Genomic DNA, 15812 nt, shown 5'->3' with positions numbered 1-15812 from the left:
CCGGTCCCTTCCGATCCGGGCGCGGCTGGCCTAGAAGCCTCGCAACCCCTTCCAGCGAGGAGCCCTTGCCTTGGCCGAAGCCGCTGTTGCCGACCGCCCCGCCGTGACCCTGCCCGACGCCCAGACCGTGACCGAGGTGCGGCACTGGACCGACCGGCTGTTCTCGTTCCGCTGCACCCGGCCGAAGTCGCTGCGCTTCCGCTCGGGCGAGTTCGTGATGATCGGCCTGCCGGGCGAGAACGGCAAGCCGCTCCTGCGCGCCTATTCCATCGCCTCGCCCAACTGGGACGACGAACTCGAGTTCTACTCGATCAAGGTGCCCGACGGTCCCCTGACCTCGCGCCTGCAGCACATCCGCGAGGGCGACGAGATCATCCTGCGCCCCAAGCCCGTGGGCACGCTGGTCCATGACGCGCTGCTGCCGGGAGAGCGGCTGTGGCTGCTGGCCACCGGAACCGGCGTCGCCCCCTTCGCCTCGCTGATGCGCGACCCGGAGACCTATGAGCGTTTCGGCACGGTCGTGATGATGCATACCTGCCGCGAGGCGGCGGAGCTGGAATACGGCCGCGAGCTGGTCGAGAGCCTCGCCGACGACCCGCTGATCGGCGAAGTGGTGCGGGGGCGACTGCTCTACTACCCCACGACGACCCGGGAGGTCTCGGCGCGGATGGGGCGGATCACCGACAACCTGACCTCGGGCAAGGTCTTCGAGGACCTCGGGCTGCCGAAGATGGACCCGGCGACGGACCGCGCGATGATCTGCGGCTCGCTGGCCTTCAACATCGACGTGAAGACGGTGTTGGAGGGCTTCGGGCTGAACGAGGGCGCCAACAGCGATCCGAAGGAGTTCGTGGTCGAGAAGGCGTTCGTCGGCGAAGGTATCTGAAGGCCGGGGGCACTGCCGCGGAAGGGCGGAGGCCGCTTGACGGACCCGCTTGCCCCTCGCCTCCCCGGCAATCCTTGCGCGAGACATCGCCGAGGATCGCCCCGCGCTCAAGATCGGCATCGGCGTTATCGGCGCGGGCTCGAGTCCGACCGGGATTTCGCGGCGCAAGCTGCCGGATGTGGTGGCCCGCGATTCCGCGGAGGTGGAAACCTCAGGCGTCGCTTTCCGTGAACACCTCCTCGCGCCGTTTGCGGATCTGCGGCAGGAACACCAGCACCAGCACCGCGACCGAAACCACCAGCAGTCCGGCGCTGATGGGCCGCGTCACGAAGGTGGTCGGATCGCCGCGCGACAGGATCATGGCGCGGCGAAGATTTTCCTCCAGCAGGGGGCCGAGAACGAAGCCCAGCAGCAGCGGCGCCGGCTCGAAACGCAGCTTCACCATCGCGTAGCCGAGCAGGCCGAAGAAGGCGACGGCGTAGAGGTCGAAGGCGTTCGAATTGACCGAATAGACCCCGATCGAGGACATCGCCATGATGATCGGGAACAGGATGTAGTAGGGCACCGTCAGCAGCTTCACCCACAGCCCGATCAGCGGCAGGTTCAGCACCACCAGCATCAGGTTGCCGATCCACATGCTGGCGACGATGCCCCAGAAGAGTGCCGGCTGATCCGTCACCACGCTCGGTCCCGGCACGATCCCCTGGATGATCATCGCGCCGATCATCAGCGCCATGACCGGGTTGGCGGGAATGCCAAGGGTCAGGAGCGGGATGAAGCTCGTCTGCGCGCCGGCATTGTTGGCGCTCTCCGGCCCCGCCACGCCCGCGAGCGCGCCGCGGCCGAACTCCTCCGGCGTCTTCGAGAGCTTCTTCTCCATCGTGTAGGAGGCGAAGGAGGCGAGGATCGCGCCGCCCCCCGGCAGGATGCCGAGGACCGAGCCGATGCCGGTCCCGCGCAGGACCGGGCCGACCATCTGGCGGAATTCGGCGCGCGTCGGCAGCAGGTTCGTGACCTTCTTGGTCATCACCTCGCGCTCGTGCTCGTCCTCGAGGTTGCGCAGGATCTCGGCGATTCCGAACACCCCGATCGCCACCGCCACGAAGTTGAGGCCGTCCGCATATTGCGTGATGCCCATCGTGAAGCGCGGGACGCCGGTGTAGATGTCGGTCCCGACGATCCCGAGCAGCAGCCCGAGGATGACCATGGCAAGCGCCTTGATGACCGAGCCATGCGCGAGCGCGACCGACATCACGAGGCCCAGCACCATCAGGCTGAAATACTCGGCCGCCCCGAACTTCAGCGCGACGGCGGTCAGCGGCGGCGCGAAGAGGGCGACGAGGAAGGTGGACACCGTACCCGCGAAGAACGAGCCGAGCGCCGCGACCGCAAGCGCGGTCCCCGCCTTGCCCTTGCGCGCCATCTGGTAGCCGTCGATCGCGGTCACGGCGGACGAGCTCTCGCCGGGCATGTTGATGAGGATCGCGGTCGTCGAGCCGCCGTATTGCGCGCCGTAATAGATGCCCGCCAGCATGATGAGCGAGCTGACCGGCTCGAGTTGGAAGGTGATCGGCAACAGCATGGCGATGGTGGCGGTGGCGCCGATCCCCGGCAGCACGCCGATCAGCGTGCCGAGCATCACGCCGATCAGGCAGAAGCCCATGTTGGTGAGGGAGCCGGCGACGGAAAAGCCGAGGGCGAGGTTGGAGAGAAGGTCCATGGTCGGGCGCTCAGAGGGGGAACCAGGGGCCGAAGCGCCGGAAGGGCAGGCCGAGGCCGTAGCTGAAGATGAGGGTGGAGAGGATCGTGACCGTGACCGCGAGGATCAGCGCGTAATGCGGGCGCATCTTGGCCGAGGCCTGCGAGGCGATCAGCGTGGTGACGAAGAGCGCCGGGACAAAGCCGAGGCCCCGCACCGTCAGGCCGAAGAAGACCGGCGCCGAGATGATGAAGATCATGCCGCGCCAGGCGAGCGGCGTCGTGGGCTCGCCGTCCCGGCCGAAGGACTTGGCGAAGACGAACAGCCCCAGCAGGAACAGCAGCCCCGAGAGGACCATCGGGAAATAGCCCGGCCCCATCCGCAGCGAGGTCCCGATCTCGAGGCCCGCCGTTTGCCAGCCGAAGAATGCCGCCACCGCCATCAGGGCGAGGCCGGCGACCATGTCGGTGTCGTCCTTGGGTTTGGTGGCCATTCCGTTCCCCCAGTCTGAAAGCAACCCCGCCGCCGGAAATGCGGCGGCGGGGCCTTGATGCGGCTCGCGGGCCGGTCAGTCGGCGTAGACGCCGGCGGTCTCGATCACCGGCTGCCAGCGGGCGATCTCGGCCTCGAGATGCGCCTTCAGCGCCTCGGGGGTCGCCCGCTCGGCCGCGACCGGCGCGGTGCCGAGGTCGGCCATCGCCTTGATGACGCCCTCGTCGGCGAGCGCGCTCTGCAGCGCCTGCGAGAGCCGCTGGTTCACCTCGGCGGGCGTGCCCTTCGGCGTGTAGATGCCGTGCCAGATCGCGACCTCGAGGCTCGGCATCCCGGCCTCGACCACGGTCGGCAGGTCGGGGAACACGTCCAGCCGCTCGGGCGTGGTCACGGCATAGGCCTTGATGGTGCCGCCCTTGATCTGCTGGGTGGTGTTGGTGGTCTGGTCGCACATGATGTCGACCTGCCCGCCCAGCAGGTCGGTCATCGCCGGGCCGGTCCCCTTGTAGGGCACCGTGACCAGCGGCACGTCGAGCGCCTGCATGAACAGCATCCCGCACAGATGGCTCGCGGCGCCGATGCCGGCATTGGCCATGGTGATGCTGTCGGCGTTCGCCTTGACGTAGTCGACGAAGGCCGGGAAGTCGGCCGGCTCGAAGTCCCGCCGCGCCACGATCACCATCGGCACGTCGGTCACGAGGCCGACATAGTCGAAGGCGTCCAGCGTCTCGTAGGCGAGATTGCGGTAGAGGGTCTCCGCCGTCGCCATGCCGATGTGGTGCAGCAGGACCGTGTATCCGTCCGGCTCGGCCTTGGCGACCTGACCGGCGCCGAGCGTGCCGCCCGCGCCGCCGACGTTCTCGACGATCACCTGCTGGCCGAGATCGGCCGACATGCGCTCGGCCACCAGCCGGCCCACGGTGTCGGTGGGGCCCCCGGCCGAGAACGGCACGACCATGGTGATCTGGCGCGCGGGATAGTCCTGCGCGAAGGCCGGAGCGGCCAGGAACGAGGCGACGCTGACGGCGCCGAGCAGCTTGGAGAGAGACATGTGGACTCCGAGTTGGAACGGGACTCTGGCGGATGCTCTTCGGCATCGCGCCCTTCCGCAGGTTTGCACCACGAGGGCCGCGGACTCAAAGGCTAATCCGCCGCACCCCGCCCGCGACGCGGGGTTCCGGGGCGATCCTGCCGCTTCGGCAACACCCGGCCTTCAGATCAGCGCCCAGTTGCCGCTCGCCGCGGCGGCGGCGAAGACCGCCAGATTCGCGGCAGCGTGGGACCAGACCGCGTCGGCGAGGCGTCCGCGGCGCAGGTAGACGGCCGCGAAGGCGAGGCCCGCCACGAAGGCGGCGGGGCCGCTGGCATGGAGGAAAGCGAAGGCGGCGGAGGACAGAATGGCGGCGGCCACGCGCCCGGCGGGGCCGGGCAGCTTCAGCAGGTGGCCCAGCAGATAGCCGCGAAAAGCCGCCTCCTCGATCAACGGGACGAGCAGCACGGTGCCGACGAACCGCAGCGCGATCCAGATCGCCGCCGCCGCAAGGCCCATCCCGGCGAAGGGCGCCGCGTCCACGGGGCCTCCGAGCGCGGGCGAGACCGCGATCCACAGGATCCCGACCCCGACGCCGACGAGTGGCGCCACCATGTCTGTGCGCCAGTCGAGCCGTGCCCAGACCGGGCAGAACAGCGCCGCCCCCGCGAACATCGCCGGGACGCGGTAGGGATAGGCGGATTCGGGCGTCATGAAGAAGGTCGAGGCGACCAGACCCGAGAGCAGCAGCACCACGAGCGGCACCAGCATCGCCGACACCGGATCGCGCCGGAAGGCTGCAACGGGGCGTGTCGAGGTCGCGGCGGCTTCGGTCCGCCACAGGACCGGCGTGAGATGCGCCAGGCCGATGAGGCCGATGCTCAGCAGCGTGAACAGCAGCCAGCCCGCGTAGCTGTGGAAGGCGTTCACCGCCAGATCCGGCGAGATCCGCGCGCCGATCCAGATCAGCACCGCGATCCGCACCACGTTGAGCGCGAAGCTGGCCAGCAGCCCGAGGGGCAGCAGAATCAGCGCCAGCGGCAGGCGCAGCCGATGGCGCTCGAAGGCGATGAATGCCGTCGTGACCAGCGTGATCAGCGCGAAGCCCTGCAGGCCCGAGCAGGCATCGCCGACGCGCACGAAGAAGTCGTCGAAGCCGATGATCATCGGGCCGGGCTCGAAGGTCAGCTCGCCCGGAAGCAGGGCCAGCACCCCCAGCACCATGTCGAAGGTCACGGCGGTCAGCGGCCGCCAGCCCCAGGCGCCGTTGAGCAGCGCCGTCAGCTCGGGCGAGAAGAGGGCGAGGCCGAGCCCGAGCCACAGCCACGGGCCTCCGCGGCGCAGTATCGACAGCCAGCTGGCCAGCGGCGCCGTGCCCAGCACCGCCCCGCCGACCGACAGCGCCGCGCCGAGGCCGAGGCCGAGCGCCAGGGGCGCGAGGCTGGCCGTCAGGTCGCGCTGCATCATCGGAAGCAGCATCACCGCCAGCCCGGCCAGCATCACGCCCAGCGCGGTTCCGGGCGACAGGCCGCCGTTCTGCGCAGGGCCGGCGTCAAGGAAGCCGAACAGCTGGCGGCGGGCCGTCATCAGCAGCCCGACCAGCATCGCGAGCGAGAGCAGACGCCCGAGGCCGTCGCGGATCGCGAGGCAGGCCTGCGGACTGCCGAAATCACCGCAGTCGAGGTCGATCAGGAACTGGTAGCTGACGGCGACGACGACCAGTTCGACGAACAGCACCGTGCCGAAGAGAGCCGCCACGCCCCAGCCCGTCGCCGGAAACAGCGAGGCTGGGGCGGGCCCTGCGGCGATGGCACGGCCTTCAGGGGCCAGGTTGGCGGGACTGGCGTGACGCCTCACTGACGCACGCTGCGACGACGCCACTCCCAGAGCAGAAGCGCCACCACGACGGCGATCAACAGGACCGTGGCGCCCGCGAAGAGGTCGATCTCCGGCACGTTCCGCGGACCTTTGTTGTGGCCCTTGCCGTTGGCAAGTCCCTGGGCTGACTGGGCAAGCACAGGGCTTACGGCGAACAAGGCGACGAACAGGGGGAGGAAAATGCGAAGCATGGACATCACTCCAGTTTGCAGGATCGGCAGATCCCGGGATTCCCAGAATGACCGGCGGGGCTGGCAGGGCAATCTACCCGTTCGGATACGAGCGCCGCGCCGGGACTACGCCGCGAGGCGTCATCGCGATCACTCGGGCCCCGAGCCTCCAAACGCCCCGCCGGTCTGGCTCATGGATCACCGGCGCAGGCTGCGACGGCGCCATTCCCAGAGAAGAAGGCCGACGACGACCGCGATCATCAGCACCGAGGCACCGGCGAAGAGGTCGATCTCGGGCACGTTGCGCACCGCCCCGCCACCGCCGCCGGGGGGAGGATGGCCCGGCGCGGGCTCAAGGGCGAATGCCGGAATGGCCGCGAGGAGAGCAATGAGTTGAAGCAAAATACGAGGCATTACAAAAGACTCCGCGTGTCGAGGGCGCCGGCGGGCCGGCGAGGTTTCAAGGAATCAAAGAATGGAATCGACACCGCCGGCCCTCAACCTGTCCAAATTGGGTAGGATTGCAGCGACGATTCTGGTTGCACCCCGGGGACGTTCCGGGATTGGCGCCCATCGCGAATTGATCTGCTACGCTGGCAGGGTCCGAATCCGGGAGGATGACATGCGAATTGTGCTGCTGTTTCCCTTCACCGTCGCCGCCTGCACGACGGCCGCGCCTCCGGCCGATGACCTGCAGGCACGGCAGGAAGGTGCCTGCACGGCGGTCATCGCCGATCATGTCGGGCGCCCGCCGTCTGAGATCGTCTCGCGCGTGATTGCGACCTCTGACAGCGGCGCGACGGTGGAGGCGCGCGATGGCGCGCGGCTGCATCTCTGCACCGTCGATGCCGCGGGCCGGGTGCTCGGCTACGCCCACCCCGGTGCGTGACGCGGCACGAAGCGCCCTGCCCCAGCCGCGGCCGCAAGGTCATGGCGGCGGAACTTGCGTCTTTCGTTGCACTTGGCCGCAGTTTCCGCTTCGATTGCCGCAGCGCCCGGCCAACGGACGGGCGGACCGAAAAAGAAACCGACAGGGAGAACCAGGATGAACCGAATCGGCCCGCGTCTCGCGGCAAGCCTGCTGGCCACCACGATGCTCGTCTCCGGCGCCTCGGCGGAAACGATCCGCTGGGCCCGCGGCTCGGATGCGCTCACGCTCGATCCGCATTCGCAGAACCAGGGCGTGACCCACAACTTCGCCCACCACATCTACGAGACGCTGGTGGACCGCGACGTGGAGGGGAACCTCCAGCCCCGGCTCGCGACCTCGTGGGAGATGAAGGCGGACGACCCGAACACCTGGGTGTTCCATCTGCGCGAAGGCGTGACCTTCCACGACGGCGCGCCCTTCACGGCCGATGACGTGGTCTTCTCGCTCGACCGCGCGCGGTCCGAGAAGTCGAACATGCGCCAGCTGCATGCGGATGTCGCGTCGGTCGCGGCGGTGGACGACCTCACCGTCGAGGTGACGATGGACGGCCCCTCGCCGCTCTATCCCAACAACCTGACCAACACCTTCATCATGGACCGCGAATGGTCCGAGGCCAACAACGTGGTCGAGGTGCAGGACTACGCCGCCGGCGAGGACAACTACGCCGTCCGCAACACCAACGGCACCGGCCCCTATGTCCTGCAATCGCGCGAGGTGGATGTCCGTTCGGTGATGACGCTGAACGAGAACCACTGGGCCGAGACGCCGCCCGCCGTGACCGAGATCGTCTGGCTGCCGATCGCCGACAACGCCACGCGCATCGCGGCGCTGCTGTCGGGCGAGGTCGATCTCGTGCAGGAGGTTCCGGTCCAGGACGTCGAGCGCCTTCAGGGCAGCAACGGCATCCATGTCACGACCGGCCCCGAGAACCGGGTGATCTACTTCGGCTACCGCTTCGGCGAGGAGCCGCTGAAATCCTCGAACATCACCGAGGGCAACCCGTTCAACAGCCCGCAGGTGCGCGAGGCGATGGAACTCGCCGTCGATCGCGACGCGATCCAGAAGGTCGTGATGCGCGGCCAGTCGATCCCCACGGGCGTCGCCACGCCGCCCTTCGTGAACGGCTGGACCGAGGCGCTGAACGCCTATCCGGCGCCGGACATCGACCGTGCCAAGGAACTGATGGCCGAGGCGGGCTATCCCGACGGCTTCACCGTCACCCTCGACACGCCGAACAACCGCTACGTCAACGACGAGGCGATCTCGCAGGCGGTCGCGGGGATGCTGGGGCGGATCGGCATCCAGGTGACGCTGGCCTCGCGGCCGGTGGCGCAGCACTCGCCCCTCGTGACCAGCAACGACACCGACTTCTACCTGCTCGGCTGGGGCGTGCCGACCTTCGATTCGGCCTATGTCTTCAACGACCTCGTGCACACGAAGGAAGGCGATTACGGCGCCTATAACGGCGGCCTCTACTCGAACCCCGAGCTCGACGCGAAGATCCAGTCGCTCGGGACCGAGGTGGACACCGATGTCCGCAACGCCACCATCGCCGAGATCTGGGAGGTGGTGAAGGGCGACCGCGTGCTGCTGCCGATCCACAACCAGGTGCTGGCCTATGCCATGCGCCAGGGGATCGAGTTGCCGGTCCACCCCGAGAACCAGCCGCTGATGACCTCGGTCACGTTCACCGAGTGATCCGCGCGCGCCTGCCCTGAGGCGACTGACGCCGCGTCGGGACTTTCCCCCGGCGCGGCGGTTTGCCATCGGGATCCACCTTCGTGACGCGGGAGGATGGCCGTCATGTTGGCCTTCATCATCAGGCGCCTCGCCCAGTCGGTCCTCGTCATGCTGGTCGTGGCGCTGATCGCCTTCGCGGTGTTCCGCTATGTCGGCGACCCTATCGCCAGCATGGTCGGCGTGGACACGCGCCTGGCCGATCAGGAGATCATGCGCGAGCGCCTCGGCCTGAACGACCCGGTGGTGGTGCAGTTCCTGCGCTTCATCGGCAACGCGCTGCAGGGCGAGTTCGGCATCTCCTACCGCCTGCAGCAGCCGGTGACGGAACTGATCCTGTCGCGCCTGCCGGCGACCATCGAGCTGGCCTTCGCCTCGGCCATGATCGCGCTGATCTTCGGCGTCGGGCTTGGCGTCTTCACCGCGCTGAAGCCGCGAAGTCCGGCCTCCGCCCTCGTCATGGCGCTGTCGCTGATCGGCGTCTCGCTGCCGACCTTCCTGATCGGCATCGGGCTGATCTACATCTTCTCGGTCGAACTCGGCTGGCTGCCGTCCTTCGGCCGCGGCCAGGTCGTGGACCTCGGCTGGTGGCGCACGGGGCTGCTGACCGAAAGCGGGCTCAAGTCGCTGATCCTGCCCGCGATCACGCTCTCGCTCTTTCAGCTCACCCTCATCATGCGCCTCGTCAGGTCCGAGATGCTGGAGGTGCTGCGGACCGAATACATCCGCTTCGCCCGCGCGCGCGGCCTCTCGCAGCGGGCGATCAACTTCGGCCATGCGCTGAAGAACACGCTGGTCCCGGTCATCACCATCACCGGGTTGCAGCTCGGTTCCGTCATCGCCTTCGCGATCGTCACCGAGACGGTTTTCCAGTGGCCCGGCGTTGGCTCGCTCTTCATCAACTCGGTGCAGGTCGTCGATGTGCCGGTGATGGCCGCCTACCTGATGTTCATCGCCCTCGTCTTCGTGGTCATCAACCTGATCGTGGACATCCTCTACTACGTCGTGGACCCGCGCCTGCGGGTGGGAGGCTAGACCCATGACCGACATCACGCCGCGGGCCGCGCCCGGCCGGACCCGCGCCCGCCTGCTGCGCCGCGCGCTCGCCAGCGACATCTTCTATTCGTGGCGCCGCTCGCCCGTCACCGTGATCGCGAGCGTCGTGGCGCTCGCGCTCATCCTGATGGCGGTCCTCGCCCCCTGGATCGCGCCTTACGACCCGTTCAACCCGGCAAGCCTGAACCTCATGGAGGGCTTCACGCCGCCCGCCTCGGAATCCGCCTTTACCGGCAACTACTTCCTGATGGGGACCGACAACCAGGGCCGCGACGTGCTGTCCACGATCATGTATGGCAGCCGCATCTCGCTTTTCGTCGGCTTCAGCGCCACGGTGCTGTCGATCCTGATCGGCGTCTCCCTGGGTCTCGCCGCGGGCTACAACGGCGGCGCCGTGGATTCCACGATCATGCGGGTGGCGGATGTGCAGCTGTCCTTCCCGGCGATCCTCATCGCGCTGCTGATCTTCGGCGTCGCCCGCGGCGTGATCCCCCCGAACCGGCAGGAGAGCATGGCGGTCTGGGTGCTGATTCTCGCCATCGGCCTCGCCAACTGGGCACAGTTCGCCCGCACCGTGCGCGGCGCGACCATGGTCGAGCGGCAGAAGGACTATGTCTCGGCCGCCAAGATCATGGGCGTGCATCCGGCGCTGATCCTGTTGCGCCACATCCTGCCCAACGTCACCGGCCCCGTGTTGGTCATCGGCACCATCGGCCTCGCGCTCGCCATCATCGAGGAGGCGACGCTCTCCTATCTGGGCGTGGGCGTGCCGCCGACGCAGCCCTCGCTGGGGACGCTCATCCGCATCGGCCAGCAGTTCCTGTTCTCGGGCGAGTGGTGGATCCTGTTCTTCCCCGGCGTGACGCTGGTGCTGCTGGCGCTGTCGGTGAACCTGCTCGGCGACTGGCTGCGCGATGCGCTGAACCCAAAGCTGCGGTGAGGCGCATGGCAGACCCGATCCTCTCCGTCCGTGACCTCACCGTCGAGTTCCCGACCCGCCACGGCATCCTGACCGCGCTCTCGGGCGTCAGCTTCGACATCATGCCGGGCGAGGTCCTGGGCGTGGTGGGCGAATCCGGCGCCGGCAAATCCATGACCGGCAGCGCCGTGATCGGCCTGATCGACCGCCCCGGCCGCATCGCCAAGGGCGAGATCCATCTGCAGGGCGAGCGGATCGACAACCTGCCCGAGGAGCGGATGCGAGGCGTCCGCGGCAAGCGGATCGGGATGATCTTCCAGGACCCGCTGACCTCGCTGAACCCGCTCTACCGCATCTCCGAGCAGATCGTGGAGACGATCCGCACCCATCTGCCGCTCTCGAAGGAGGCAGCGCGGGCCAAGGCGGTGGGCCTGCTCGACCGCGTCGGCATCCCCGACGCCGCCCGGCGGATCGACGACTATCCCCACCAGTTCTCGGGCGGCATGCGGCAGCGCGTCGTGATCGCTCTCGCGCTCTGCGCCGAGCCGGACCTAGTGATCGCCGACGAACCGACGACCGCCCTCGACGTGTCGGTGCAGGCACAGATCATCGACGTGATGAAGGAGCTCTGCGCCGAGACAGGCGCCGCGATCATGCTCATCACCCACGACATGGGCGTCATCGCCGAAACCGCCGACCGCGTGGCAGTGATGTATGCCGGCCGCATCGCCGAGATCGGCCCGGTGCGCGCCGTCATCAAGGACGCCAAGCACCCCTATTCCGCCGGCCTCATGGGGGCGATCCCGCGCATGAGCGCCGACCTCGAGCGGCTGGTCCAGATTCCCGGCGCCATGCCGCGCCTGTCCGCGATCCCGCCGGGCTGCCCCTTCAACCCGCGCTGCCCGCATGTCTTCGACCGCTGCCTGACACACCGCCCCGCCGCCTCGGAGATCGAGCCCGGTCGGCGCGTGGCCTGCTGGCTCTATCCCGGAGTGCAGGAGGCATGAGCGACATCCTTCTCGAAACCCGCAACCTCACCCGCCGCTTCGACGTGTCGGCCCCCTGGCTCAACCGCAAGCTCGAGGGCAAGGAGAAGGCCTACGTCAAGGCGGTGACGGATGTGAGCTTCTCGGTCCGGCGCGGCGAGACCTTCGCCCTCGTGGGCGAGAGCGGGTCGGGCAAGTCCACCATCGCCCGCATGATCGTGGGCCTGCTGGAGCCGACGGCGGGCGACATCACCTTCGACGGCCGCTCGCTGGTCGAGGGGCTGCGCGGCCGCGAGGCCCGCCGGTTGCGCCGCCGCTTCCAGATGATCTTCCAGGACCCGCTGGCCAGCCTCAACCCCCGCTGGCGCGTGACCGACATCGTGGCCGAGCCGCTGCGCGTGTTTGAGCGCCGGCAGGGCGACCGCGCCCGCCGCGCGCGGGTGGGCGAGCTTCTGACCCTCGTCGGCCTCTCGCCCGAGGACGGGGCCAAGTTCCCGCACCAGTTCTCCGGCGGCCAGCGGCAGCGCATCGCCATCGCCCGCGCGCTCGCGGCGCGGCCCGACTTCATCGTCTGCGACGAGCCGACCTCGGCCCTCGACGTGTCGGTGCAGGCGCAGATCCTGAACCTGATGAAGGACCTGCAAGCCGAGTTCGGGCTGACCTACGTCTTCATCTCGCACAACCTTCAGGTCGTGCGGCACATGGCCAACCAGATCGGCGTGCTCTACCTCGGCCGGCTGGCGGAGGTGAACGACGCCGAGGCCCTCTTCGCCAACCCGCGCCACCCCTACACGCGCATGCTGCTGGAAGCGGTCCCCGACATCGAGATGACCGGCCGCCCCCGCAAGCGCGTCGAAGGCGAGATCCCCTCCCCAATCGACCCGCCGCCCGGCTGCCCCTTCCACCCGCGCTGCCCGCTGGCCAACGAGCGCTGCCGGGTGGAGGTGCCGCCGCTGCTGGACGGCGTGGCCTGCCATGCGGTGCATGAGGGCCGCGCCTGAACCGCTGGCGCGGGCCTTGCACGGGCGGGACGCAGATGGATGATGCGCCCATGGCCAATCTGCATCCCGAGTTCTTCATTCGCCTTTATTTCAGCGAATCCGGCATGATGGGTCCCGGCAAGGCCTCGCTGCTGGAGGGGATCGAGCGCACCGGCTCGATCTCGGCCGCGGGGCGCGAGCTGGGGATGAGCTACAAGCGCGCCTGGATGCTGGTCGAGGCGATGAACGCCATGTTCCGCGAGCCGCTGGTCAGCAGCACCCGGGGCGGCCCGGGCGGCGGCGGCGCGGCGCTGACGGAGGCGGGCGAGCAGGTGCTGGCTCTCTTCCGCCAGATCGAGGCCACGGCGGTGGCGGCCAACGCCGCGCCGCTCGCCGAGTTGAAGGGGCTGCTGACCGATATGCCCGAGCGAAAATAACGATTGCGCGCCGAGGGCGCCGGGTTATGTTCCATCAAGCATAACCTGCGGGAGGCCACCATGCCGCGCATCACGTCCCTCGCCCTCGCTGCCGGTCTGGCGGCCGTGGCCCTGCCAGCCGCCGCCGAGGAGGTCGTGGTCTTCGCCGCCGCCTCGCTGAAGACCGCCCTGGACCCGATCGCCGCCGCCTTCCAGGAGGAGACTAGCGACACCGTCACCATCAGCTACGCCGGATCGAACCAACTGGCCCAGCAGATCCTGCAGGGTGCGCCGGCGGACATCTTCATCTCGGCCTCGGTGCAGTGGATGGACGAGGTGGAAGCGGGCGGCGAGGTGGCCGAGGGCACGCGGCTCGACCTGCTCGGCAACAGGTTGGTCCTGGTCGCCCACGACGCCGCGGCCGAGCCGGTGGAGCTGTCGGCCGGGACCGACCTCGCCGGCATGCTGGGCGAGGAGAAGCTGGCCATGGCGATGGTCGATTCCGTGCCTGCCGGGCAATATGGCAAGGCGGCGCTGACCTCGCTCGGCCTCTGGGACAGCGTCGAGCCTTCGGTCGCGCAGGCCGACAACGTGCGCGCCGCGCTCGCGCTCGTCTCGACCGGCGAGGCGCCCTACGGCATCGTCTACGCGACCGACGCCGCCGCCGATCCGGGCGTGCATGTCATCGCCACCTTCCCGACCGGGACGCATGATCCGATCTTCTATCCGGCAGCCTTGCTGCGGCACGCCTCCGACGCGGCCGACCGCGCCTTCTTCGAGCGCCTGAGCGCGCCCGAGGCCGACGCCGTCTTCAAGGAGCAGGGTTTCGCGATCCTAAACTGAGGCACTCGTGACCGACTGGCTCTCGCCCGCCGAATGGGACGCGCTGCGGCTGTCTCTGCGGGTCTCGTTCTGGGCGACATTTGCCAGCCTGCCGCTCGGGCTGTTCGTCGCCCATGCGCTCGCGCGGTGGCGGTTTCCGGGGCACGGGCTGCTGAACGGCCTCGTGCATCTGCCGCTGGTCCTGCCGCCGGTGGTGACGGGCTACCTGCTGCTGCTCACCTTCGGACGGCGCGGCTGGGTCGGGCAATGGCTCGACGAATGGTTCGGCATCGTCTTCGCGTTCCGCTGGACCGGGGCAGCGCTGGCCGCGGCGATCATGGCCTTTCCGCTGATGGCCCGCGCCATCCGCCTCTCGATCGAGGCGGTGGACCCGCGGCTCGAAGAGGCGGCGGGCAGCCTCGGCGCTTCGCGCCCCTGGACCTGGACCACCGTCACCCTGCCGCTGATCCTGCCCGGCGTGATCGCGGGCGCGATCCTTGCCTTCGCCAAGGCCATGGGCGAGTTCGGCGCCACGATCACCTTCGTGTCGAACATCCCCGGCCAGACCCAGACGCTCCCCTCGGCGATCTACGCCTTCCTGCAAGTGCCGGGCGGCGAGCCCGCAGCCGCGCGGCTGGTCCTCGTGTCCATCGCCGTGGCGATGACGGCGCTGATCCTGTCCGAGTGGCTCGCCCGCCGCCTCGCCCGGCGGGTCGCGGGCCGATGAGCGTCTCCGTCGCGCTCGCTCATGACTTCGGCGGCTTCTCGGTGGACCTCGCCTTCGAGGTCCCCGCCGGGGTGACGGTCCTCTTCGGCCCCTCCGGCTCGGGCAAGTCTACCGTCCTCAACGCCGTCGCGGGCCTGCTGCGCCCGGATCGGGCGCGCATCGCCGTGGATGGGACCGTCCTGACCGATACCGGGGCGCGCGTCTTCCTGCCCCCGCACCGCCGCCGCCTCGGCGTGGTCTTCCAGGACGGACGCCTGTTCCCGCATCTGACGGTCCGCCAGAACCTCCGTTACGGCCGCTGGTTCGCGCCCCGCGCCGAACGCGCGACCTCGGAGGCCGCCGTGGTCGAGATGCTCGGCATCGGCGCGCTTCTGGACCGCGCCCCCGCCACCCTCTCGGGCGGCGAGCGGCAGCGGGTCGCCATCGGCCGCGCGCTGCTGGCCGAGCCGCGGCTGATCCTCGCCGACGAGCCGCTCTCGGCCCTCGACGCGGACCGCAAGGCCGAGATCCTGCCCTATCTCGAACGCCTGCGGGACGAGCTGCGCGTGCCGATGCTCTACGTCAGCCATGCCGCCGCGGAAGTGGCGCGGATCGCGACGACGGTGGTGATGCTGAAGGCGGGGCGGATCACCCGCATCGGCCCGCCGTCCGAGGTGATGGCCGACCCCGCCCTTGCCTGGCGCGGCCGCGATGTCGGCGCGGTGATCGAGGCCACCGTCGCCCGCCACCACGCGGACGGCGTGACGGAACTCGTGGCCGGCGGGCTGCCGCTGTTCCTGCCGACCCTCGCCGCGGAGCCCGGCGACCACCTGCGGCTCAGGATCGCCGCCGCCGATGTGCTGCTGGCCCGCGGCCGCCCCGAGGGGCTGTCGGCGCTGAACATGCTGCCCGGCACGGTCGAGAGCCTGCACGAGAACGGCGCGGTGGTCCTCGTCCGCCTCGCCACCGCCGCCGGGCCGATCCTGTCGCGGATCACGGCCCGCTCCGCCCGCGAGCTTGGGGTGGTCCCCGGCGCGGAACTGACGGCGATCGTCAAGTCGCTGTCGCATGCGCGTGAGGACGTGGGCACGCCGATGCACTGAG

General features: G+C 69.3%; 16 protein-coding genes. 11 read left to right on the top strand and 5 right to left on the bottom strand.

Features of this window, described 5'->3' with window-relative positions; genetic code table 11:
- The first annotated feature begins 70 nt into the window (after nt 1–70).
- A complete protein-coding gene (locus GI374_RS05955; RefSeq protein ID WP_154336114.1) occupies nt 71–886 on the top strand; it encodes a ferredoxin--NADP reductase in 816 nt (271 codons plus the stop codon).
- Nucleotides 887–1097: 211 nt separating this feature from the next.
- Here GI374_RS05955 and GI374_RS05950 read toward each other — a convergent pair whose 3' ends face one another.
- From GI374_RS05950 to GI374_RS18845, 5 genes are all read right to left on the bottom strand, one after another.
- Nucleotides 1098–2606 (bottom strand): tripartite tricarboxylate transporter permease, encoded by a 1509-nt coding sequence (locus tag GI374_RS05950; protein WP_154336113.1) that lies wholly within the window; start codon nt 2604–2606, stop codon nt 1098–1100.
- 10 nt (nt 2607–2616) lie between these two features.
- On the bottom strand, nt 2617–3078 hold the full coding sequence (locus GI374_RS05945; protein ID WP_154336112.1) for a tripartite tricarboxylate transporter TctB family protein: 462 nt from the start codon (nt 3076–3078) through the stop codon (nt 2617–2619).
- Nucleotides 3079–3153: 75 nt separating this feature from the next.
- Complete coding sequence (locus GI374_RS05940; RefSeq protein WP_154336111.1) at nt 3154–4128, bottom strand: tripartite tricarboxylate transporter substrate-binding protein; 975 nt, start codon at nt 4126–4128, stop codon at nt 3154–3156.
- Between the two features lie 162 nt (nt 4129–4290).
- Nucleotides 4291–5865, bottom strand: coding sequence for an exosortase E/protease, VPEID-CTERM system (xrtE, locus tag GI374_RS05935; protein WP_195759848.1), 1575 nt, complete (start codon nt 5863–5865; stop codon nt 4291–4293).
- Between the two features lie 95 nt (nt 5866–5960).
- The gene (locus GI374_RS18845; protein WP_229582746.1) at nt 5961–6176 is read right to left on the bottom strand and encodes a hypothetical protein; all 216 of its coding nucleotides are present in this window, start codon (nt 6174–6176) and stop codon (nt 5961–5963) included.
- Between the two features lie 454 nt (nt 6177–6630).
- On the opposite strand from GI374_RS18845, the gene GI374_RS05930 reads away from it, so the two are divergent.
- The 10 genes from GI374_RS05930 to modC all read left to right on the top strand — a co-directional run bounded on the left by GI374_RS05930 (nt 6631) and on the right by modC (nt 15811).
- A complete protein-coding gene (locus GI374_RS05930; protein ID WP_154336109.1) occupies nt 6631–7044 on the top strand; it encodes a hypothetical protein in 414 nt (137 codons plus the stop codon).
- Nucleotides 7045–7200: 156 nt separating this feature from the next.
- Nucleotides 7201–8784, top strand: coding sequence for an ABC transporter substrate-binding protein (locus GI374_RS05925; RefSeq protein ID WP_154336108.1), 1584 nt, complete (start codon nt 7201–7203; stop codon nt 8782–8784).
- Between the two features lie 105 nt (nt 8785–8889).
- On the top strand, nt 8890–9858 hold the full coding sequence (locus tag GI374_RS05920) for an ABC transporter permease (RefSeq protein ID WP_154336274.1): 969 nt from the start codon (nt 8890–8892) through the stop codon (nt 9856–9858).
- A gap of 4 nt (nt 9859–9862) precedes the next feature.
- Entirely contained in the window at nt 9863–10819 is a 957-nt protein-coding gene (locus tag GI374_RS05915) for an ABC transporter permease (RefSeq protein ID WP_154336107.1), read from the top strand.
- A gap of 5 nt (nt 10820–10824) precedes the next feature.
- Nucleotides 10825–11805, top strand: coding sequence for an ABC transporter ATP-binding protein (locus tag GI374_RS05910; RefSeq protein WP_154336106.1), 981 nt, complete (start codon nt 10825–10827; stop codon nt 11803–11805).
- Nucleotides 11802–12785, top strand: a complete 984-nt coding sequence (locus GI374_RS05905) for an ABC transporter ATP-binding protein (RefSeq protein ID WP_154336105.1) — start codon at nt 11802–11804, stop codon at nt 12783–12785. The genes GI374_RS05910 and GI374_RS05905 overlap by 4 nt, the downstream gene beginning before the upstream one ends.
- Nucleotides 12786–12820: 35 nt before the next feature.
- The gene (locus tag GI374_RS05900; protein ID WP_154336104.1) at nt 12821–13201 is read left to right on the top strand and encodes a winged helix-turn-helix domain-containing protein; all 381 of its coding nucleotides are present in this window, start codon (nt 12821–12823) and stop codon (nt 13199–13201) included.
- 60 nt (nt 13202–13261) lie between these two features.
- On the top strand, nt 13262–14023 hold the full coding sequence (modA, locus tag GI374_RS05895; protein ID WP_154336103.1) for a molybdate ABC transporter substrate-binding protein: 762 nt from the start codon (nt 13262–13264) through the stop codon (nt 14021–14023).
- Nucleotides 14024–14030: 7 nt separating this feature from the next.
- Entirely contained in the window at nt 14031–14729 is a 699-nt protein-coding gene (gene modB / locus GI374_RS05890) for a molybdate ABC transporter permease subunit (RefSeq protein ID WP_370515171.1), read from the top strand.
- Nucleotides 14726–15811: a molybdenum ABC transporter ATP-binding protein gene (gene modC / locus GI374_RS05885; RefSeq protein ID WP_154336102.1), complete on the top strand. Its 1086-nt coding sequence runs from the start codon at nt 14726–14728 to the stop codon at nt 15809–15811. The genes modB and modC overlap by 4 nt, the downstream gene beginning before the upstream one ends.
- Nucleotide 15812 lies beyond the last annotated feature (1 nt).

Source organism: Paracoccus sp. S-4012 (assembly GCF_009674885.1).
GTDB lineage: Bacteria > Pseudomonadota > Alphaproteobacteria > Rhodobacterales > Rhodobacteraceae > Paracoccus.
This window is presented reverse-complemented; position numbering and strand designations above follow the sequence as displayed.